At 36.1% G+C, this 23,193-nt stretch carries 19 protein-coding genes; 3 read left to right on the top strand and 16 right to left on the bottom strand.

All coding sequences use genetic code 11. The annotated features are described in order from the left end of the window. Positions 1 to 9: 9 nt before the first annotated feature. The 14 genes from NI462_RS08610 to tviB are packed head-to-tail and all read right to left on the bottom strand — an operon-like array spanning position 10 to position 16,329. On the bottom strand, positions 10 to 1,884 hold the full coding sequence (locus NI462_RS08610) for a polysaccharide biosynthesis protein (protein WP_253160124.1): 1,875 nt from the start codon (positions 1,882 to 1,884) through the stop codon (positions 10 to 12). A gap of 37 nt (positions 1,885 to 1,921) precedes the next feature. After that, positions 1,922 to 2,446 carry an acetyltransferase gene (locus tag NI462_RS08605; protein ID WP_253160122.1) on the bottom strand — a complete coding sequence of 175 codons (525 nt, stop codon included), beginning with the start codon at positions 2,444 to 2,446 and terminating at the stop codon, positions 1,922 to 1,924. Further along, positions 2,439 to 3,452 carry an MraY family glycosyltransferase gene (locus NI462_RS08600; protein WP_253160120.1) on the bottom strand — a complete coding sequence of 338 codons (1,014 nt, stop codon included), beginning with the start codon at positions 3,450 to 3,452 and terminating at the stop codon, positions 2,439 to 2,441. Before NI462_RS08600 ends, NI462_RS08605 begins: the two co-directional genes overlap by 8 nt. Before the next feature lie 7 nt (positions 3,453 to 3,459). Further along, positions 3,460 to 4,404 carry an NAD-dependent epimerase/dehydratase family protein gene (locus NI462_RS08595; protein ID WP_253160118.1) on the bottom strand — a complete coding sequence of 315 codons (945 nt, stop codon included), beginning with the start codon at positions 4,402 to 4,404 and terminating at the stop codon, positions 3,460 to 3,462. Further along, positions 4,397 to 5,593: a glycosyltransferase family 4 protein gene (locus NI462_RS08590; RefSeq protein ID WP_253160115.1), complete on the bottom strand. Its 1,197-nt coding sequence runs from the start codon at positions 5,591 to 5,593 to the stop codon at positions 4,397 to 4,399. The genes NI462_RS08595 and NI462_RS08590 overlap by 8 nt, the downstream gene beginning before the upstream one ends. Before the next feature lie 10 nt (positions 5,594 to 5,603). Next, positions 5,604 to 6,734 (bottom strand): non-hydrolyzing UDP-N-acetylglucosamine 2-epimerase, encoded by a 1,131-nt coding sequence (gene wecB, locus NI462_RS08585; protein WP_253160113.1) that lies wholly within the window; start codon positions 6,732 to 6,734, stop codon positions 5,604 to 5,606. Between the two features lie 11 nt (positions 6,735 to 6,745). Continuing rightward, a complete protein-coding gene (gene wbjC / locus NI462_RS08580; protein ID WP_253160111.1) occupies positions 6,746 to 7,858 on the bottom strand; it encodes a UDP-2-acetamido-2,6-beta-L-arabino-hexul-4-ose reductase in 1,113 nt (370 codons plus the stop codon). A 2-nt stretch (positions 7,859 to 7,860) separates the two neighbouring features. Next, on the bottom strand, positions 7,861 to 8,898 hold the full coding sequence (locus NI462_RS08575) for a polysaccharide biosynthesis protein (protein WP_253160109.1): 1,038 nt from the start codon (positions 8,896 to 8,898) through the stop codon (positions 7,861 to 7,863). A gap of 2 nt (positions 8,899 to 8,900) precedes the next feature. Continuing rightward, on the bottom strand, positions 8,901 to 9,911 hold the full coding sequence (locus NI462_RS08570; protein WP_253160107.1) for a glycosyltransferase: 1,011 nt from the start codon (positions 9,909 to 9,911) through the stop codon (positions 8,901 to 8,903). A 27-nt stretch (positions 9,912 to 9,938) separates the two neighbouring features. After that, positions 9,939 to 11,156: an O-antigen ligase family protein gene (locus NI462_RS15130; protein WP_253160105.1), complete on the bottom strand. Its 1,218-nt coding sequence runs from the start codon at positions 11,154 to 11,156 to the stop codon at positions 9,939 to 9,941. Then, on the bottom strand, positions 11,149 to 12,240 hold the full coding sequence (locus tag NI462_RS08560; RefSeq protein ID WP_253160103.1) for a glycosyltransferase family 4 protein: 1,092 nt from the start codon (positions 12,238 to 12,240) through the stop codon (positions 11,149 to 11,151). Before NI462_RS08560 ends, NI462_RS15130 begins: the two co-directional genes overlap by 8 nt. Then, the gene (locus tag NI462_RS08555) at positions 12,237 to 13,322 is read right to left on the bottom strand and encodes a glycosyltransferase family protein (RefSeq protein WP_253160102.1); all 1,086 of its coding nucleotides are present in this window, start codon (positions 13,320 to 13,322) and stop codon (positions 12,237 to 12,239) included. The genes NI462_RS08560 and NI462_RS08555 overlap by 4 nt, the downstream gene beginning before the upstream one ends. Next, positions 13,319 to 15,049: an ATP-binding cassette domain-containing protein gene (locus NI462_RS08550; RefSeq protein WP_253160100.1), complete on the bottom strand. Its 1,731-nt coding sequence runs from the start codon at positions 15,047 to 15,049 to the stop codon at positions 13,319 to 13,321. The genes NI462_RS08555 and NI462_RS08550 overlap by 4 nt, the downstream gene beginning before the upstream one ends. A 2-nt stretch (positions 15,050 to 15,051) precedes the next feature. Continuing rightward, complete coding sequence (gene tviB, locus NI462_RS08545; RefSeq protein WP_253160097.1) at positions 15,052 to 16,329, bottom strand: Vi polysaccharide biosynthesis UDP-N-acetylglucosamine C-6 dehydrogenase TviB; 1,278 nt, start codon at positions 16,327 to 16,329, stop codon at positions 15,052 to 15,054. A 291-nt stretch (positions 16,330 to 16,620) separates the two neighbouring features. Here tviB and NI462_RS08540 point away from each other — a divergent pair, with 291 nt between their 5' ends. The 3 genes from NI462_RS08540 to NI462_RS08530 are packed head-to-tail and all read left to right on the top strand — an operon-like array spanning position 16,621 to position 20,355. After that, entirely contained in the window at positions 16,621 to 17,724 is a 1,104-nt protein-coding gene (locus NI462_RS08540) for a polysaccharide biosynthesis/export family protein (protein WP_253160094.1), read from the top strand. After that, complete coding sequence (locus NI462_RS08535) at positions 17,724 to 18,152, top strand: low molecular weight protein-tyrosine-phosphatase (protein ID WP_253160092.1); 429 nt, start codon at positions 17,724 to 17,726, stop codon at positions 18,150 to 18,152. The genes NI462_RS08540 and NI462_RS08535 overlap by 1 nt, the downstream gene beginning before the upstream one ends. A gap of 16 nt (positions 18,153 to 18,168) precedes the next feature. Next, on the top strand, positions 18,169 to 20,355 hold the full coding sequence (locus NI462_RS08530) for a polysaccharide biosynthesis tyrosine autokinase (RefSeq protein WP_253160090.1): 2,187 nt from the start codon (positions 18,169 to 18,171) through the stop codon (positions 20,353 to 20,355). A gap of 104 nt (positions 20,356 to 20,459) precedes the next feature. Here the strand turns inward: NI462_RS08530 and NI462_RS08525 are convergent, their stop codons facing one another. Together NI462_RS08525 and NI462_RS08520 are read right to left on the bottom strand one after the other, a co-directional pair. After that, positions 20,460 to 21,764, bottom strand: coding sequence for an RNA-guided endonuclease InsQ/TnpB family protein (locus tag NI462_RS08525; RefSeq protein WP_253160088.1), 1,305 nt, complete (start codon positions 21,762 to 21,764; stop codon positions 20,460 to 20,462). Positions 21,765 to 22,105: 341 nt separating this feature from the next. Continuing rightward, entirely contained in the window at positions 22,106 to 22,756 is a 651-nt protein-coding gene (locus NI462_RS08520; RefSeq protein WP_253160152.1) for a sugar transferase, read from the bottom strand. Between the last annotated feature and the right edge of the window lie 437 nt (positions 22,757 to 23,193).

Below are 23,193 nucleotides of genomic sequence, written 5' to 3'. Positions count from 1 at the left end.
TATAAAAACCTAGTTCACTTTAATTTCGTTACCGCGTATATAACCGTCGACATAATGTTCTAGTTGTGCCAGTGCCCATTCAATATCGGCCTGAGTCGCGCTAAGTTCATGTATACGGTTAAATACTGCCAGAATTTCTGCCAATGGATAATGTTTTTCGACAGAACGTAGAATACGCGAATGTGCGGTGATTTCTGTATTTTCTTCGTCAATCAGCAGCTCTTCATAAAGCTTCTCGCCTGGACGTAATCCCGTATATTGAATTTCAATATCGCCATTCGGATTTTTAGCATCTCGGACTTTGAGCCCACTGAGGCTAATCATTTGTCGTGCCAGATCCTGAATCCGTACCGGTTCGCCCATATCCAGCAGGAATACATCTCCGCCCGTACCCAAAGCACCGGCCTGAATCACCAGCTGCGAAGCTTCCGGAATGGTCATAAAGAACCGGGTCACTTCCGGGTCAGTGACGGTAATTGGCCCGCCCTTGGCAATCTGCTGTTTAAACAGCGGCACCACCGAACCCGAAGAACCGAGTACATTACCAAAACGTACAATACTGATCTGGGTCTGGTCCTGCGCTTCCGCCATGGCCTGACAATACAGTTCTGCCATACGTTTGGTCGCCCCCATCACATTGGTGGGACGTACGGCCTTATCGGTTGAAATTAACACAAAGGTTTCGACGCCTTTTTTTACTGCTGCATTCACACTAAAGGCGGTTCCGACGGCGTTGTTTTTTAACCCTGCCAGAGGATTACATTCCACCAGCGGGACATGTTTATAGGCGGCAGCATGGTAAACAGTCTGTACGCCATATTGTTCAATCACCCGCTCCAGCTTGGATTCATCCAGTACAGAGCCCAGAATCGGAATAATTTCACAGCTAGCGCTAAGGCGTAACTCTTTTTCAATACTATACAGTGCGAATTCAGTCAGTTCATAAATAACCAGTTTGGCCGGCTGGTTTTTAATGATCTGGCGGCAGAGTTCTGAACCAATCGAACCGCCCGCACCGGTGACCATCACCACTTTATCTTTAATGTTTCTGGCCAGCAGCTCCGGCACTGGCGGCACCGGATCACGCCCCAGCAAGTCAATAATATCCACTTCCTGAATATCAGAAATCCGGATTTCACCATCCACCAGTTTGGTCAGCCCCGGAATCTCGGTAATTTTTAAATGTGCCGGTTCTAAAAACTTGATGATTTCACTTTTACGGACCCGCCCTACCGAAGGCAAGGCAATCAGGATTTCATCAATTTTTTGCTTGCGCATGAGTTTTAAGGCAGTCTGGGCATCATAGACTTTGAGTCGACCCAACTGCTGTCCGGCCAAGGAGCGCTTGTCATCAATAAACATGATCGGCAAATGTTCATTTGAGCGATACAAGGCAGCAGCGACCTGTTGGCCTGCATGACCCGCGCCATAAATCGCAATGCGTTTTTTCTGTACGTCGGCCTGCAAATAGGAATGGATAATAAAACGGATGATGCCCCGGCTAAACCAGATCCAGGCAAACATCATAAAGCCAAACATGAGTGGAATAGAAGTCGGAATAAAGGCCGGGGTAAAATAGGCCAGGGCATAAAGACCAGCGACAGTCAATGCCGTCGCCAGCCCCATCTTGATCATAAACACTTCATTATACGTACGGACAATAAAGCGATAGACCCCACATACAAAAAGCGATGCAACGGCAATCACGCTGACCCAGAGCGTACCAAAAGCCAGATTCGGTACCACTTCTGCGCCTAAATCAAAGCGGCGAATGGCATAGCAGAGCCAGATCAAGACAGGAAAAGCACAAAAATCCAGAATAATTAAAAATGCAAGTTTGGCGGCTCGTGGTGATTCTACGAAAGGCGTAATGATAGATTTCATATTTACACTATTATTAAGTTTTAAAATGTCATAAAAATTAATGAGGGATACAGCTTCCAACTTCTAAGAATGAGTATGAGGCTATTCTTTTTCCACCCGCTACTTTTACGCCCACACTTAAATGGGCAAATGCTTCAATAATGACATCATGATCTAATAATGTACCGATATTTAGGATTACACCATCATTAATCACAGTTTTACTACTAATCACACAACCGGCCATAACAGTGACACCTTGACCGATCTGAGCGGTAGGACTAATCATGACCTGTGGATGAATAATAGAAGTCATTATAATTCCTAATTCACCTAATAAAGTCTGCCATTTTTGTCTTAAATGATTATTACCTACCGCTACAATTGCTTGAATATTACTGGAAGATAATTGCTGCAAATTGGCAATATTGGATACAATTTTATATTCGCCAATTTGCTGGGATATTGGCCAACGATCATCAGCAAAGATAATCTCTTGCCATTGCCCGCTCAACTGAGCAGCTTCTGCAACGGCCAAGCCATAACCACCTGCACCTAGAATCAATAATGTGGTTTTAGGCATGCGGATTGCCTGCTTTTAATTTAAAGGCCAATAATATTAATGGGAGATAAGCAATCAATACCGCGAGTTCAGGATATAACCATTGTTGTATCACGGTCATATACGCGATTGGAAAGAGCCACAATAAATTAATAGCTGCTATCGCCAAAGTCACTGGTGTATGGCTGCCCCATTTACGCGATAAAATTTGATAGCTATGGCTGCGATGCGCATCATACATTTTATAGCCACTGAGCACGCGTTTAATCAGGGTATAAGTCGCATCGACCACAAATACACCTAGACAAATAATCCATGCACAAAACAATGCTAAGTTTTCTTTGAGGGCAATTAATGCCAAAATCCCTAATGTTAGCCCTAAAAACCCACTACAGGCATCGCCCATAAAAATTTTGGCTTTGGGAAAGTTCCATAATAGGAAGCCAAATACGCAGGCAGCTAATAACCAAAGTAGATCTGAATTCAGCGATGTATTTAGCAGATAGTACAACATTGCCATACTGGCTGTAGTCGTGATGGCTTCAACACTGGCAATACCATTAATGCCATCCATAAAATTATACAGGTTGAGTAACCACACCAAAAATAACACGGCAACAATATTGGCAATAAAACCAAGTTGCACACCATTAAATATAGTGACTTCGGCAAAACCACCTAAACTGATCACCGCACCTATAGCAACTAGAAAATGGATGGCTAGACGCAACATGGAATTGATATGCCCATGATCGTCTAAGAAACCGAGCAGCGCGATAACAAAACCTGCAACCATCAGCGTTAAACCTATATGGACTGTCAGTTGTTGGCTATAGATCAGTACAGCCAACGCTAATAAATAGCTACATACCACGGCAACACCACCACCGCGTGGGGTAGGCACACTGTGGGAGCTTCGCTCATTGGGATTGTCTATGATGTTTTTCTTTAGGGCATAATGCCGCATGTAGCCTGTAAATAGTAATGTCAGTATAAAAAATACAATGCTCTGTGCAAAAATTGACATACTTGAATTACTCTTTCATTTTTAGATAATCTTGGCCTGCTTTTAACATGGCTTGCTGGGTACTTAACGGAGCTGTCCAGCCCAACAACTTTTGAGCCTTGGAAGCATCTACTTCAAGCGATTCAAACAGTTGTTCATAAAGTTTGGATTTACCTACACATGCAGCCCCTAGTTTCATAAGAGGCTGTGGAATATAAATAAAATGTGCTTTTTTTCCCATGCCTTGTTTTAAATGTTGCACCAGTTCACGTGTGGAAATGCCGGTTTGGTCTGCCACCAAGAAAGTCTGATTAGCTGCATGAGGATGTTCAATACAAACCTGAATAAAATCGACCAAGTTCTCAAGTGCGACAAAACTGCGTTTGTTTTGTGTACGCGCAAAGGGTAAAGGTAAATTGGTTGCGACTAATTTGAGTAAACGAGCAAAGTTACCTGGTGCATGAGCTGCATACACCAAAGGCGGGCGAATAATAACTAACTCTATATCTGATCCAGCAAATAGTTTTTTAAGTGCTTGTTCTGCTTCTAGCTTGGAAACAGCATAATCTGCATGGGGTTTTGGTACAGCATCTTCTGTAAATGGCTGCTGCAATGTGACTGAACCATTGACACCTATAGAGCTCATAAAAATAAAGCGTTTTACTTTTTTGTCCAAAGCCTGACGCGCCAGTTGTAATGTCCCTTCTACATTGACTTTACGGAATTCAGTTAGTGGATCTACGCTTTGATCATTTAAAATATGTGCACGACCTGCCAAATGAACAATAACATCTGTATTTTCGGGGAACTCCACTTCGAAGATATTTTCTGCAACAAGTTGTTCAACGGCCTGTGGTTGGACTTGATAAGATCTAACCAAGGAAACAACCTGTACATTAGTTTTTTTAAGTAGATCAAAAATCAAAGCTTTCCCAACAAAACCATTACCACCTGTAATTAATATTCTACTCATTATCCAATCTCAGAGTTTTTATAAATTTCTCAAGTAAAATATCTTGATGGTAATGTTCTTCTAAAATAGTACGTGGCGAGATCATCTTACTTGTCTTTTCTTTATCACAAATTCTATCTATTAGCTGTGCTAACTGTTGTGGAGAATTCGAAGCATCCACCCAACCAATTTGATGCTCTTTCACCATGGATGCAACTTCTGCATTTTCATCCATAATCGCTAAAATAGGTCGATTTGCTGCCATACTAAAGTAAGCTTTACTTGGTACACCTAACCCAAACATACCATCGGCTAAAGTGACTATCGCAATATCGCACGAACTCAAACCTAGACTACGCTGACTACTTGGTAGCTCATTTATATAAGCAACATTATCGAGTTTTTCATTATTCTCAATATGAGATTTTACCAATTCAACAGCACTCCCTCCCCCAATGAATAAAAATTTTGCTTGAGGATGTTTGACTAACTGAATTGCTTGTACCAAATGATCAATCCCTTGCACACGTCCAATATTTCCAAAAAATTGAAAGACAATATCATTCTCCCAATTAAGTTGTTTGATTAATTCCGAATCATTTTTATCTCGTACTTCTATTTCTTTAAAATCAACCCAATTGGGAATAACCGTAATATCTTTTTTATAGTTTTTCTGACGTAATACAATTTCCATATCACGACCAATCACAATAATCTGGTCTGCCTGAGCATAGACAAGATTAAAAATGACATTTAACACCTTAAAAAAAAACGATTTTCTCTTTAAAATTCCTGCAGGTACAAGGTTTTGTGGAAAAACATCATGTACCAAAAGACACCATTTAAAAGGTTTAAATATTTTTAATATCGCAATCAATACCATTAAAAATAATGGATTTGTACCAGAAACAACCTGTGTATTACTCTCCAAATTACCTTTAATTTTTTTATAGAATGCATGTGTTTGTTTTATTTGCCCCCAAACTCTAGAGATCAGACTATTTTTGTTGTAAGTAGGTGTATCAAATAGATTCAATTCAACCTTCTTATCAAAATGATCTGGAATATATTGCTCATCCGCTGGTGCAATTACAGATATATGATCTGTAATTGCACTTTGTGCCATTTTTTGAATAATTTTATGCCAGAAGTAACCTGTTGAGTTTTGTTCAGGCAAAATAAATTCAGAAACAACAATAATTTTTTTCACAATATGAGCCTTAGTACTTCTTCCATACTACACGGTTTACATAGTCGGTATAGCTTAAAATTATACGCGCCACCTTTTCACTGACGTTTGGCATGCTGTAATCTGCCACTAAACGTAGCAATCTTTCTTCACCACGTGGTTGATGATCCAGAATATCCAAACCTTGCAAAATGCGTTCAGCAGTTAAACCAACCATCATTACTGCAGCCTCCTCCATCCCTTCTGGACGTTCATGTGCCTGACGCAAGTTCAAAGCAGGAAAATTCAAAATAGAAGATTCTTCATTAATGGTGCCACTGTCAGACAAAGTTGCTTTTGCAGAAAGCTGCAACTTATTGTAATCGCTAAAACCTAAAGGTTTAAGTAATTGTACCAACGGATGGAACTCAACATTAAGTTGTTCAATACGTTTTCGTGTACGTGGATGTGTTGAGACAATCACAGGATATTGATATTTTTCTGCGACTGCATTTAACATTTCGACCAAATCTAAGAAGTTTTGGTCTGAGTTAATATTTTCTTCGCGGTGTGCGCTGACAATAAAATATTGATGCTCTTTTAAACCTAAACGCTCTAGCACATCTGAAGCTTCAATTTTGGCTTTATAGTGATGTAACACTTCAAACATCGGACTGCCTGTTTTAATTACCTGATCTGCGGGCAAGCCTTCTGCTAATAAGTAATCTCGTGCAATCGTACTATAGGTCAAGTTAATATCAGCCGTATGATCGACAATACGACGATTAATTTCTTCTGGCACACGCATATCAAAACAACGGTTTCCTGCTTCCATATGGAAGGTTGGAATCTTACGGCGCTTGGCAGGAATGACCGCCATACAGCTATTGGTATCGCCTAATACCAGCAATGCTTCAGGTTCAACTTCTTCTAGAACTTTGTCGACCGCAATAATGACATTACCAATCGTTTCTGCACCTGTTGCACCCGCAGCATTTAAAAAATGATCTGGCTTACGAATACCTAAATCGGTAAAGAAAATTTCATTAAGTTCATAATCATAGTTTTGACCGGTATGCACCAATATATGATCAAAATATTTATCACAGGCTGTCATTACTCGGGATAAACGGATAATTTCAGGGCGTGTACCTACCACTGTCATTAATTTTAGTTTTTTCACAATTTCAACTCTTAATTCGTTAATGGCATGGCATAAGTATCTGGTTTTTCACGGTCAAAAATTTCATTTGCCCATAACATGACAATCATTTCATCATCACCAATATTGGTAATATCATGTGTCCAGCCTGGTACAGTTTCTACAATTCGCGGCTCATCACCACACGTTTCAAGTTCATAGAACTCACCTGTAACCACATGCTTAAACTTAAATAATGCCTTACCTTTAATGACCAAAAACTTTTCTGTTTTAGTGTGGTGATAATGCCCACCACGGGTAATACCTGGGTGTGCAGTAAAGTAGGAGAACTGCCCTGCATCGGGCGTTTTCAGCATTTCAACAAATACTCCACGCTGGTCGCCATATTTCGGTACGCTATAGTCAAACTGTTCAGGCTTTAAAAAACTTAAATAGGTTGAATACAATGCACGGGTTAAACCAGTACCTACTCGATCTGTGATCAAGCTTTCACGTGACTGTTTAAAACCTGCCAGCGTTTTAGCCAACTCACCTACGCTGATTTGATATTCAGGTTCTATAACGAAAGTTTGCTCTACCTTTTGTGTACCTTGAATAACATTCCAGAATGACTCTACAACGTCATCCACATAGACTAGACGAATAAGCGCATTTGCATCATGAATCTGAATCGATAAATCATGCGCTGTGTTATAGCAAAATGTTGCAACAGCCGAGTTATAATTTGGACGTGACCACTTACCAAATACATTGGCTAAACGGCAAATATAAACAGGATTGCCCTGCTTTTTCTGCAATTCTAATAAAGCCTGTTCACCACCCAATTTACTCTGACCGTAAGCATTGTCACGTTCAGCCTGAATAGATGAAGAAAGAATAATAGGAGTTTGCTTTTTTGCTCGCTTAAGAATATTTGCAATTTTTTGCGTCAGCGTAATATTTCCCTCAATAAACTCTTGCTCATTTAAAGGGCGGTTTATTCCCGCTAAATGTACAATCCAGTCCGCAGCAAGTACAGATTGCTCTAACTCTTCTGAACTAGAATCTCGGTTAAATTTTAAAACTTCGATTTCTGATTCTTCAGACAGGAATTGAATTAAGTTTTTTGCAATAAAACCGTTGGAACCTGTGACTAAAATTTTCATGTTTAAGCCTCTGGATCTATATATTGACCTTGAGTTAAAGCACGCACAAATTCAAGTTTTAACAATAACTTTTTCATACCTTCAACATCTAAGCGCTCAGTATTATGCGAATTATAATCTTCGTATTGAGTAATTTTTAAATCACCATCTTCTACATATTTTTCATAGTTCAGGTCGCGTTGATCTGCCGGTACTCGGAAGTAATATCCTTGGTCTATTGCAACTACCATTTCTTCACGGCTGAGTAAGGCTTCATATGCTTTTTCACCATGACGCGTGCCCATAATTGAAACAGGATGATCTTCTACATTGAGCAATTCTTTTAATGCTTGAGCTAACACTTCAATCGTTGCTGCTGGAGCTTTTTGAACAAAGATATCGCCATTTTCGCCGTGTTCAAAAGCATACAAAACCAGATCAACTGCATCTTCTAATGTCATCATGAAACGTGTCATATGTGGATCAGTAATGGTAAGCGGTTTACCTTGACGCATCTGATCTACAAATAATGGAATCACAGAACCACGAGAGGCCATAACATTGCCATAGCGTGTACCACAAATTACCGTTTCCAGTTCTTCTAAGTTACGTGACTTCGCCACCATGACTTTTTCCATCATAGCTTTAGAAATACCCATAGCATTGATTGGATAGACAGCTTTGTCAGTACTTAAACATACCACACGTTTTACACGGTTCTGAATAGCCGCTTCCAGAACATTTTCTGTACCCAGCACATTGGTTTTAACTGCTTCCATCGGATGGAATTCGCAAGATGGAACTTGCTTAAGTGCAGCAGCATGGTAAATATAATCTACACCACGCGTTGCATTAAGCACACTATTATAGTCACGTACATCACCGATATAAAATTTTAGTTTAGATGAATGGTATTTTTTACGCATATCATCTTGCTTTTTTTCGTCACGACTAAATATTCGTATTTCTTTAATGTCTGTTTCTAAAAAGCGTTTTAGAACAGCATTACCAAAGGAACCGGTACCGCCTGTGATGAGAAGAATCTTGTTTGTAAAATACATATTTATTCCACTAGAAGTTGCATAATCTTTGAAAGATCATTTTCAATTAATTTCTTTGCGCAAGGTAATTCATTTTTAATAGCAGTTACTATGGCAGCTTGTATAGAATCTATACTAATAGGATCGAAAACTAATGAAGGCTCACAAACTTCATAAGTATAGCTCAGGTCTGCTGCAATTATTTTACATCCCCCATCAATAGCTTCAGCTAATCCCAAACCAAAGCTTTCAGCTAATGAGGGGAAAATTAAATATTCATGACTTAAATAAAGTTCAGTCAATTTTTCTCTATCTATAAAACCAACATTTTTAATAGGATAACCTAGTTTAATTTTTTCATGGATAAGTTCGCATAAGTTTATATCTGATTCAGGAACAGTAACCGTTAAACTGCCTTTTTTTATTAGATTATAAGCTAAACAAAATGATTCAATTAATCTATAATGATTTTTATGTAGTGTACTATTACTTACATATAAAAAGCTATTCAATTCTCTTTTAGTATTATAGATAGAAAAATTTAGCTCCGGATAAAAAGGAGCCTTAATAATTCCCTCTAACTGACTATTAAAGTATTTAGCTGAAAACTTAGACTTTATATATTCGCTCTGTACTATCCATAAATCACTATTATTTTTAAATATTTTTAGTATATTTCTTTTAATACTATATATAAACTTATCTTTAAAAGAAAAGTCACAAGGTGATTCTAAGAAAAGTGGCTGATGAAAATAAACATAAACTTGAGCTTTCAATCTTACAGTTGGAGGAATATTTCCAAAACAAAAAACTTTATCATAAATATGAAGGTTCTTTAAATAAAAAAAATGTCTCCCTAAAAGAGAATTAGAAATAAATTTCTTATTCTTAATTAAATTATTATCAAAATATTGGACCGTTCTTTTATCAAATAAAAAAAATATATCATCTCTATACTTTAATTTATCAATTAAAGCTTTTAATAAAACCAAACCACCGCCACTATTTATAAAAACTGCATCAATCAATATCATATAACACCTAATATAGCAAAATAAAACCTAACTAATATTATCATTAAATCGCTTACTATAAAGAATAAGACTAAATACTAAAGCTAGACTCACCCAAAAATTTGCAGAAGAGTAAATAGCACCAGAAAACATTCCTGAGATAAAATTATCAATATAAAAAATACTAACCCATAAATACTTATATTCAAAAAACAAAGATTTAAAAAACAAATAAAATGATACCAGCAGAAAACTAACACCACCAAAAAAACCTGTAGACATAAATGCTTCAATATAATAATTATGTGGATAATATCCAGATTTATAATCTTCTAACCCATATCCAAATAATGGATAATTCAAAAAACCGTTAAATGCACTTTTATATAAATAAAATCTCTCATCATCAAGATTATTTACAGAATTTCCAATACTTAAAAATCGGTCAAATGTATATATTTCATAGTTTGTAGAAATAAAAGAATATAAATAGAATAAGAAAAATGATAATAAAAACAAAAATATAGGCAGCACTATAAAAAATTTTCTGTACTTTCTAGTCAGAATAAATATCAATATAAAACATAAAGCAATTAAAGGTCCTCTTGAGTTTGATAAAATAGTAAGATATACACCCAATATAAAACTCAATATATTAATTAGAGAAAGTAAAGAATATTTACTAGGTTTAAAAAGATAAATACTTAAAGTAGATAAAATGACACCGATGTGACCTAAAGATATAGGATTGATAGATTCAAGTCGAAAACGACCACTATTATATATATCTTGATTATATTCGGATACCATCATACTACTACCAAACACTAAAGACAAAATAGTCACAATTAATAAAATAAAATATAAATAATATTTCATATTATTTTTTATAAAATCTATCTTATCACATAAAATTATAGCTATGAATGGAAGTAAACAAGCACCATAAAACCAAACCCAATAATAGAAGGTATCCTTTAAAAGAGGTAAATCCAATATGATTGTATCAATATATATTCGAAAACAATAAAGAATAATAAAAATAGTAAAAATAAGTAAAAATAAGTTCTTTTTAAAAACATTAATTTTTTTTAAATTGATAAAAACAATTAATAAAGAGACTATCCCCACTATTGACCTTAAAATAGTAGAGTAAAAAAAACTTTCAACATTTAAAATTTGAGAAAAGACTCCCACAATAGGAAAACCAATCAGTGAGAGATAAATTAAAAGTGAATTAAGTCCACTATTAGATATATTAGTCACTTATAATATTTCCAATCATTATATTAAATCTTTTAGACATATCCAGTGCATTATAACTTTGCGAAATTAACTGAATATTATTTCTTGAAAATTCTTCAAGTAAATCTCTATTTATTAGATACAAGTCTAATAAATGAGTTAATGAAACAAGATTATTCTTTTCATAAAAGTCACCTCCCCCAGATTCAATCAATGCAGATACCTCTGGACCATGTGCTTTATAATCTTTATGAACAATACAAGGTAGACCATAAGCCATTGCATGTATCAAGCTTAAACCTACTGCTCCAGTATAGACAAACAAAGAGCATTGATTAGCAATTTTAGCAATTTTCTCCTCTTCTTTGATTGAACCATAAAAAATAATTTGCTCACTTAAACCAAGTTTTTTAACTGCTGATATACACTTATCTTTTAACTCACCCTCACCGATAATATGTAATTTTATCTTTGCTGAATACTTTGAATTTCTTATCGCTTCAATGAGTAGCATTAAATTTGTTTTACTACTCAACCTACCAATAAAAAAAATATTAAACATTCGTTCTTGAAATAAAAAGCCCGTCCTATACTCATTAATTTTTTTTACATCTAATCCATTATTTAAACCCGTAATAATTCGTTTGTCATTTCTACCTAAGAATGTTTTTCTATAATTTTCACATTCTTTGTCAGTATAGAATAAAATCGAATCAGCCAACTTTAATAGTAACATTCGAATAGTATAACCGAATTGAGTGCTTGTAAAACTCCAGTGCTGTCCCCAAAACACTGTCTTAATATTCAAAAATTTCAGATAAAACATCAAAATTAGAAAGCTTAAATTTCTAGGAGCTGCTGAAAGTACTACTACATCAAACTCTTTAAAATTATAATTTAACAATTTTTTAGACCAGAAAAATTTACCTTTCAGAATTTCTTTTATTTGACCCAATTCTTGTACATATAATCTTTTTTCTGCATTTATATCAAAAAAAGGTTTTTTCGATACTAAAACTGTCAAATTATGTTCCTTAGCAATTTCATCAAAAAAAGCTTGTCTATAAATTGGAAAATATTCCTGAATAATCAATATCTTCTTCATCTTAATAATTTATCCAAATTTTCCAACATAATAGAATCTGATAATTCTTTATTTATAAAATTTTTTACATTTGCAAAATGCTGAGATCTAGTAGTCGACATAACTACTATTTTTTCTAGGCAGTTGTAAATTTCATTTTCATTTAATGAATTACAACTAACTCCAATACTATAAATATTATTAATATTTGAAACTTCACTTTCTTTAGGAGAATGATTAAAAACTATCAATCCATTTTCTAAATAAACGCTTAATTTAGATGGGAACGAAGTTTTTGATGCTATTTCATGTTTTTCATCTAACCAATATGGTAAATACCCTACATCCATTAGCTGCATTATTTTTTCTAATTCTTTTCCAGTCTTAAAACTGTGATAAACTATATTCTTCTTAGAAATAACATTCATTTTTGGATAATTTCCAATATAGTGTACATTAATATACACACCATTAATATTAAAGTTATATTTCTGCAATACTCTAATAAAATTATTCCATTCGCTTTTTGCATATAATGAGCCACAAAATACAAAATTTAAAGAGCCTCTCTGCCCCACATTTTTCTCTTTCATCAGATCAGAATTAATTGGACTTCTCAAAATAGTGTATTTATTTTCATCAAGTTTATACTCATTTGCCATATTATGACCCATAACTGAGACACATTTTGCATTATTAAGTATCTTTTTAAATGCCTTATCCAAATAACTTCGATCAGTTTTTGCTAATTTATGATTTACTGCAATATATCTGTAGTCATCCCAAATTATAAACCTAACCTTCTTAAATTCTGGAATTTTAGATGCAAAAAATATTAAATTTAAATCTGATAATGTTACAACAACCCTATCATAATTATTTAAATCTAATTTTAGAAAATATTCGTTTATAATCTTTGCATTTTTTTCAAAAAATTCTAATTTCTTGGAAAAAAAACGCATTAAAAAATATGACTTAATATTTACAATGTCATTTGTATCCACCCATTCATAGTCATATCCAGCAAAAACATTCTTTAAGAAAAGTGTGCCAGCACCATTTGAATTTTTTGAGCAGGAAGTGATAAGTAAAATTTTCTTCATTTTCTGTTTTCAACATTATTTATTTCAGATTTAACACGACCTTTTTCAAGGTTAACTATTCGATTACAGTATTTCAACGTAGATGTACGATGTGTAATAAATAAAATTGTTATATCCTTAAAATTACTACTTAAGACGTCCATAATATTACTTTCAGTACTTTCATCCAAAGCACTTGTAGCTTCATCTAATATTAACATCTCTGGATTTTTATATAAAGCTCGAGCAATACAAATTCTTTGTTTTTGACCACCAGACAATAATCCACCATTCTCACCTACTATCGTATCAATTCCATTCTCTAACTCATCAATAAAACTATTTATTTTTAAATCGATTATAATTTTATTAATTCTATTGTAATCTATATTGCTTTCCTCAACTCCGAAAGCAATATTATTTACAATTGTATTATCAATTAAATTAATATTCTGACCCACATATCCTATTTTATTTTGCCATTCTTTTTTGCACTGATTTATATCAAAACCATTAATAAATACTACATCATTACTACATGGTAATAATCCCATAATTACATTAATTAATGTGGTTTTACCAGAACCACTAACACCGACTAAACCAACAAAATCACCTTTTTTTATCGAAAAACTAATCTTATCTAATGCCAAACTTCCGTCATCGTGCTTATATGACAGGCTATTAATTTCTAATTTAGTAAAATCATTCAGAAATGATGAAGATTTATTATCTTCATTCATTGAATCTTTCACGTGTATATGATCAATGACACTTTTGCTAAACAAAATAGCAGAAATACTTCCTATAATTCTATTTACGGATGGCATTATTCTAAATGCTGCAACTGCGTATACAATTAAAACACTAATTAAATTATCGAAATCCACTCCCCTGTGTAATTGGATAAATATATATATACAAATAACCAGAACACCAAAAAATTCCAAAATCAATCTTGGAAGTTGATTTATAAATACTTGCTGACTTGTAGCAGCAACTGACTTACTAATAGAAAATAAATATCTATTATAATAAAAATTTTCTTTACCATTTATCTTTATTTCTTTTACAGAATTATAACCTTCAGTTAAATATTTTAACCGCTCACCTTCATGGTAAATTCGCTCCAAACCGCTTTTCTTTAATTTCAACCTCATAAAAGTATAAAATAAAATACCGAAACCACCCATTAATACTGAGATAGTAACTGTTCCTTTAAAATCAATAAATAAAAGAACCAAAAGCAAACCAAGCAATACTGTCAATTCTGTCAATATTGTAAAGAAAGGAGAAACTATATGGGTAATAAATATTTGCGCTTCTGTAATTGTGTTTTTTACTAGATACGAAGAATTATGTTTTAAATGAAACCTATAATCCTTTCTCATATAATTAAGAAATAATCTTGATGAAATTGTTGTTAACAATCCATAGGTGAATTTTGTCTGTTCTCTTACAATTACCATCAATATTAACATTTTAATTAATGATATGACTAGAAAGATTGAAAATGCATATACTATTAATTGAATTTTATTCAATTCTTTTATATATGAATATATTATCCCCCCTCCAGGTATTTCCTTTATTGCTTCAATATTATTTACAATATTTATAAGTGGAACAATTAATCCTATTCCCAACATTTCTAGAAGCATTCCAACAAGTATTAATAAGAATACTTGCAAGGATTTTTTCTTTTCTTGTGAATTAAGAATATCTAAAGCTTTTTCGAATTTATTCATAATTACAATCTTATATCCGAATCATCAATGCCTAAAAGATATTTGAGATCATAAAGCACGTGGTTGACTTTACCAAGCGCACGAATAGTTTTCGCACCCATTACTTTAAATTGCTCATGGGTAACAGCTAAAATAATAGCATCATATTCATTATTCTTTAATGTACTAATTGGAGCTAATCCATACTCGAACTCCACATCTTTTGATTCTACCCATGGATCATAAATATCTAAATCGAGCTCATATTCTTTTAAAGCTTTAACCATATCTACAATTTTGGTATTACGTATATCAGGACAGTTTTCTTTAAAACTCAAACCCATCACTAAAATTTTTGAACCTACAACTTGGATACGTTTTTTCACCATTTCTTTAATAAGTTGGGTTGCAACATATTCTCCCATTCGATCGTTTAGACGACGTGCCGCTAAAATGATTTCCGGGTGCAGTCCTAAAGATTGCGCTTTATGAGTTAAATAGTACGGGTCTACACCAATGCAGTGCCCACCCACTAAACCTGGACGGAATGGTAGGAAATTCCATTTTGTACCGGCAGCCTGTAATACTGCCTCGGTATCAATTCCCATTTTATTAAAAATAACCGCTAATTCATTAATTAAGGCAATATTGACATCACGCTGGGTGTTTTCAATCACTTTTGCCGCTTCAGCGACTTTAATACTAGTAGCTTTATGCGTACCTGCCTCAATCACCAGATTATACACCTGATCAACAAATTCAGCGACTTCAGGCGTAGAACCTGAGGTAATTTTCAGAATATTGGTCACGCGGTGCAATTTATCGCCTGGGTTAATTCGCTCTGGACTATAGCCAGCAAAAAAGTCTTGGTTAAACTTCAGGCCTGACACTTGTTCCAGAACCGGAATACAGGTATCTTCAGTTGCCCCAGGATATACCGTAGACTCGTAGACCACTACATCGCCTTTTTTAAGTACCTGACCAATGCTGGTCGAAGCCTTAACCAGAGGCGTTAAATCTGGCTGTTTAAATTCATCAATCGGGGTAGGTACAGTGACAATAAAAAAGTTACAGCTTTTTAAATCTTCTAAATTTGCTGAATAACTGAGCTGATTTGCCTGTTTAAGTTCTTCTGGAGAAACTTCGAGAGTATGGTCTTGGCCACTTTTAAGTTCATCAATTCGTTTTTGGTAGATATCAAAACCGACGACTGGTACTTTTTTCCCAAATTCTACCGCCAGTGGCAAGCCCACATAGCCCAAACCAATCACCGCAATTTTTAAATCTGCAATAGAGAGCATTTCAACGCCTTATTTACTGTACTTATGAAGATTGAATCTTTCGGCAGGCATACTAGCAGAAAAACATGAAATTTCCGTTGTGATTTAACACCAAAAAACAAAAAAATGAGGAAATATTCCGCTAACGTTATGGGGGGAATACTTTCCAGAACGATCTTGGAAAGAAAATCGGCTTTTTTCTCTTGATTCACTTTTCAGTTAAAACTAGATACATTTTGTTATAAAAGAATCAGACTTCTCAGGTAGAATATGGCGGATTTAACGAATTAAATATTAAAAACGGGATTTCATGTGCGACAAATTCAACTGGCTTTTTTACTGACTTGTGGTCTTACTTTGACCGGTTGTGCAGTTACCTCTGGTCTGCAAACTTATGACCTACCAGCAGAAGGTGTTTATCAAACCGAACTTGGCACTTCAGTCAATGTGATTAAACTCACCCAAGACTCTATGCTTGCCGTTCAGCCGGCTGTGCAGAACATTCAACAAGACTATGCCCATTTGTTTAGCACCCCACATCATAGCTACAGTCTGAGTCCGGGCGACATCCTGTCTATTTATTTGTGGGCTTATCCGGAAATGACCCCGCCAAGTAGCACTATTAGCAGTGACCAGTCTGCCCAGGCTAACGGTTATCAGATTGACTCACAGGGCTATATCCAGTTTCCAATTATTGGCCGCTATAAGGCTGCGGGCAAATCCCTGACCCAAGTCAATCGTGAGTTACGCAGTCAACTGTCCCGTTATTTAAAAACGCCTGATGTGATTGTGCGGGTACTGTCCTATCAGGGTCAGCGCTACTCCGTTCAGGGCAATGTGATGAAAGGCGGTCAGTTTTATTTAAGCGATCAGCCGGTGAGTATCTACACTGCCTTAGGCATGGCCGGTGGTGTCAATGCACAACAGGGCAATAATGCTTCCATTACCTTGGTTCGTCAGGGACAGACCTATACCCTGAATACGGTAGAACTGGAAAAAGCAGGTTTTTCACTGCATAACTTGCTGATCCAGCCAAATGACACTTTATATGTTAACAATCGCGAAAATCAGAAAATTTATGTTATGGGTGAATCTGGTAAAAACCAGTCCTTGCCACTGCGCGATCAGGGGATGAGTTTAAGTGATGTATTAGGTGAAAGTTTGGGTCTAAATCCACTCTCTGCCAGCCGCAGCAAAATTTATATCGTACGCAGCCAGCCAAATGCTGTGCATACCGAAGTTTATCAGATGGATCTGAGCAGTATTGCCGACTTTGGCCTGGCCAACCAGTTTCAGATGCGCAGCAATGACATTGTCTACGTCGATGCTTCAGGTCTGGCACGCTGGCAACGTGTCGTGAACCAGGTCATTCCGTTCTCGAATGCACTTTATAACCTGGATCGCTTGGGGCAGTAATGCAGATTAAACGTATTTTGGTGGTCTGTATTGGTAATATCTGCCGTAGTCCTATGGCGGAATACTTTTTGAAACAGCAGTATCCGCACTTACAGATTGAATCTGCCGGTATTGCGGGCATGGTAGGACATGCAGCGGATGAAAAAGCCAGTCTGTGCATGCAAAGTTTGAGCATTGATATGAGCCCGCATGTGGCTCGAAAGCTGAATGCCGAGATGATTAAACAGGCCGATCTGGTTCTGGTGATGAGTCAAAACCAGCAAAAACATCTGGAACAGACCTGGCCTTTTGCCAAAGGTAAAACCTTCCGTTTGGGGCACTGGCAAGGCAAGAATATCGCTGACCCTTATCAGCATGACCAAGCTGTATTTGATGATACCTGCCAGCTAATACAGAGTTGTATTGCTGACTGGAAAAAATATATTTAAATTTGAAATCAAGATTATGAGCCAAAATAGCAATACTGAAGATACAATAGACTTAAAAGAATTATTTTTTTCACTCATTGCCCAGTGGAAGCTGATTGCACTGTGTGTCATCTTAAGCGTGATCTGCGCATTGTTGTATTTAAGAGTCACCCCGGATACCTATTCAGTCGATGCGTTGGTACAGGTCGAAGAGAATAAAGGAGCTTCTGCTGCCTTATTGGGTGATTTGTCCAGTATGATCGAGCAAAAGCAACCCGCTCAGGCAGAAATAGAACTGCTGAAATCGCGTCTGGTGCTGGGTTCGGCCATTAAAGCCTTAAACCTCGATCTACGCATCGCTGGCACTGAAAACAGCTTTACCGACCGCTTGTTATCACCGCATGACTATCAGACCGAATACAGTAAATCATCTGTTTTGTTTAAGGACAATGGTAAATCCTTTGATATCCGTCAGTTTGAAGTACCGGCTTATTTCCATGACAAAAATTTACGTCTAGACTTTCAGCAAGGTAAATACACTTTAACTGATCCGGCCACAGAACAGGTGGTCTTCTCTGCCCCATTAAATCAGCCTAGTGAATTGCAGTCTGAACATGGTCAGTGGAAAGTTGCCATTTATAGCCAGGACCAGTTCAATGCACCTTATCTTGTTCAAAAGCAATCCCTCCCCGCTGCGGTAAAATCAATTCTTGCCAATTACTCGGTTGCAGAAAAAGGCAAAATGACCGGTGTATTAGGCCTGAATTATCAGGGGACTGACAAACAGCATATCACTGAAGTCCTGAATGCCATCCTGGCTGCCTATAGCCAGCAAAATATTGAACGTCGTTCTGCAGAAACGGCCCAAACACTTAAGTTTCTGGATGAACAGTTACCTGAATTGCGCCAGCAACTGGATGTAGCTGAGCGAGAATTCAATACTTTCCGTCAGCAATTCAACACGGTCGATGTCACCAAAGAATCGGAACTGTATCTGACCCAAAGTATTAGCCTGGAAACCCAAAAAGCACAGCTAGAGCAACAAGTAGCTGAGGCTTCTGCCAAATACACCAATGAACATCCGGTGATGCAGCAGATGAATGCACAACTGGCTGCCATCAACAAAAGAATTAACGAGCTGGAAGGTACTTTAAAGCAGCTACCAGACCTGCAACGCCGATACTTACAACTGTTCCGTGAAGTTGAAGTGAAACAGCAGCTCTATACTGCACTGTTAAACTCTTATCAGCAGCTACGAATTGCCAAAGCTGGTGAAATTGGTAATGTGCGTGTAGTCGATACTGCCGTTGAACCACTAGAACCGATCAAACCGAAAAAACTGCAAATCCTGATTTTATCCATCTTCTTGGGCGGTTTCCTGGGTACCTTGCTGGCACTGCTACGCAACATGCTACGTTCAGGCATTAAAGATTCCAGTCAAATTGAAAATGAACTAGATTTGCCGGTATATGCAACAGTACCTCGCTCGCCTGTCCAAAATGGCTATATCAAGCTGGCCAAGAGGAAAAAATATATTCCTATCCTGGCGGTTAAAAACAGTGATGATATTGCGATTGAGAGTTTGCGTAGTATGCGTACTGCCATTCACTTTGCCTTGAGCAATGCACGGAACAATATTGTGATGATTTCTGGTCCTGCACCAGAAGTGGGTAAATCTTTTATCTCGACCAACCTAGCTGCAATTTTGGCACAAAGCCAGAAACGTGTACTCTTGATTGATGCGGATTTACGTCGGGGTTATATCCATAAATACTTTAATCAGACGCCTCAACCGGGTCTGTCCGAGTATTTAAATAAACAGGCTACTTTAAATGAAGTGATCAAAGCCACAGATATTCCAGGATTAGATCTATTGACTCGGGGTAAAAGCCCGGTGAATCCGTCCGAGTTACTCAGTACTCCATTATTTGGGGAAATGCTGACTCAGTTATCCAGTCAATATGATCATATCCTGATTGATACCTCACCTATTCTTGCAGTGACTGACGGGATTATCATCTCGCAACATGCAGGTGTGAATTTGTTGATTGCACGTTATGCACAGACTCAGATGAAAGAGCTGGAATTAACAGTCAATCGCTTTGAACAGGCTGGCGTCAAGGTCAATGGCGTGATCTTGAATGATATTCAGCGCTCCAGTGCAGGTTATGGCTATGGCTATAATTATGCCTATGCCTATAAAGCTTCAAAAGACAAGGATTGAGCTAGCACAGATAAAAAATTGCTATCAAGGGAATAATCAACACTTTGACATACTCCCCCCACTTTCGTTTTACCTCAAGTGGGGGATTCTAAAAGCAAAAGCTCTTAGGTGACTTCCTCACGGATTTCACTTGCTTTCTGCTTCACAGGGCGACCTTTACCGCATCGACCCTCCACAGACAAAACGGCATGTCCTGCCGCTAAAATGTTGCGAGAAGCGTTAATATCCGCATTCTCGCTAAAGCCACATTCAACACACTCAAATTTAGATTGAGTTTGTCTATTCTCTTTCGCTACATGACCGCATGAGCTACAAGTTTGACTTGTATATCTAGGGTCAACTTTAACGAGTAAACCACCTCGCCATTGTTGTTTATACTCCAATATTTTGACAAGCATTGACCAACCTTGATCAAGAATTGATTTGTTCAAGCCTGACTTGGCTTTCACATTCTTTCCTTTGTTCTCGATTGTACCTTTTGCTGACTTCGACATATTGGCTACTTTTAAGTCCTCAACTACGATCATTGCGTGGTTTTTGCTGAGCGTTGTAGTGACTTTATGCAAGTAGTCATGCCGAATATTGGCAATATGATGGTGTAATTTATTGATCTTTAAATTGAGCTTTTTCCAATTTTGGCTGAACTTGGTTTTCTTTCTCAACTTGCGTTGGAATTTGGCTATTTTTACCTGATTGGCTTTAAAACTATTGATTGGTTTAAATACATCACCATTGGATGTTGTAAGTAACTTCTTAATACCTAGATCAACACCAACGGCTGATTTTGATGGGTGGACTGGTGCTTCTACTGTGTTTTCAGCACCAAATGACACATACCATTTCCCGACATGCTTTGAGATTGTGACGTTCTTAATCTCACCCACAATATTTTGTGATTTTCTGAATTTCACAACGCCAATGTCATTAGGTAACTTAACTTGGTTGCCTTTAACCCAACAGTATCTATTGAATTGAACAATACGAATGGAATCATAGCCATTAGATTTCTTTTTGAATCGTGGCATGAGTGGTCTAAGTTGGACTTCACGACCATCAGGCAATTTAAAGAATCTTGGTTTTTTGGCTTTAAATGGTTTTTGCTTTAACTTGGCTTGTTGTTTTGGATTAAAGAATTTATCCCAAGCATCACCAAGATCACGCACTTTTTGTTGAAGTGAAACGCCATTTGAACTGTTTTCTAGAAAAGCACACTCAGGTTTTTTTCGTAATTCAGGAATTTTATTGACTAAATTAACTTTGTTGATTCGCTCATTTTTAGCAAGCATCTCAAATGATACAGCTAAAATTTGATTCCAAACAAAACGTGCAGAGCCAAGCAACTTGTTTAAAACAAGCTCTTGTTCCGCATTAGGCTCAAGCCTAAATTTGTACGCTTTGTTGATCTTCATTTCGCCTTAAATCTATTTAGATACAGAAACTTAATGTAAATTATTCTATCATATTGCACTGAAAAAACACCAAAAAAAGTCGTGAAATTCACCTCCACCCTAATGTTGGGTGGAGTCCTCTTTCACACTAAAGATAGCGCTTCAAACAGATTTGGAATCATTCAATTTAAATCTGTTTGAAGCTTTTTTATATTTTTCTAAGTAATGAATATCATTGTATCCAGAACAGCCGCACACATCATTTGATTCCTCACGTGCAATATCGCCTTGAAACCCAATCATTATTAATTAGGAAATATATGCTTCAACCAGCGTCAGCAATAATCAATTTTTTTATCACATTATTTTACTTCTTTTGTAAATAAAGGAGTTTCAGGCATGTTTTTTCCCGAAAACCGCGCAGCACCGACTTCCTGATTAGGAGCATTAATTCCCTCTTGGCTCAACATCACTTGAGCTGTTTTAAACATGATTTTAAAATCTAACCACATATTGTGCTGTTCAACATATTGTACATCTAATGCAAATTTTTCTTCCCAGGATAAATTATTGCGTCCACTTACCTGAGCAAGCCCTGTCATACCAGGTTTAACTTCATGCCGTCGCATTTGCTCATCAGTATAATGTTCAAGAAATTCTTTTATTTGAGGCCGCGGTCCAACAATACTCATCTCTCCTTTCAAAACATTAATCAGCTGTGGCATTTCATCTAAACTGCTAGAGCGTAACTTTTGTCCAAATGCAGTGATACGAAATTTATCAGGTAAAGGATTACCTTCCTGATCTAGTGCATTTCTCATAGAACGAAATTTAATCATTCTGAATAATTTGCCATTTTTACCCGGTCGTTCTTGATAAAAGAGAATAGGCGAACCCAAATTTTTTCGTACTTTATAAGCGATAATAATAAAAACCGGGAATAATATAAGCAAAGCCATGAATGCAATCACTATATCAAGCACCCGCTTAGATACCTCTCCTTTACTCCTCATTAAATCAGCAATAGAATAAAAATAAATTTGAGGCGTGAAAGATTCTTTTGATATCCAATTATCTTTATGCACAAAATGTCTAGATTTTATTTTACCCATTTTATCTAATTGATCTTTTTTTGAAGAAAATTTTATTATTTTACTTTTACACTCTCCTTTATTTTTAGAATATTTTTTTAATATAATAGTATTTTTTCTATCAGATAAAGGCTTATATATTAAAATAGTATTTTCTTCATTATTTTTGATCTTAGCTTTTTCTTTTTTTAGATACATTAATAAACACCTCGATATGTCTATTTTTTATTAATCATATCAAGGGTTTTATTTCTTAAGTAGCAATATATCTTAGATGGAATTATCGACCTAAAAATAATCTTATATTAGTATTTTTTTATTAAAACCTTAATTTAAATATTATAAATGAAAATTTATTT

Source organism: Acinetobacter lwoffii (assembly GCF_024129715.1).
In the GTDB taxonomy this organism is placed as follows: domain Bacteria; phylum Pseudomonadota; class Gammaproteobacteria; order Pseudomonadales; family Moraxellaceae; genus Acinetobacter; species Acinetobacter lwoffii_U.
This window is presented reverse-complemented; position numbering and strand designations above follow the sequence as displayed.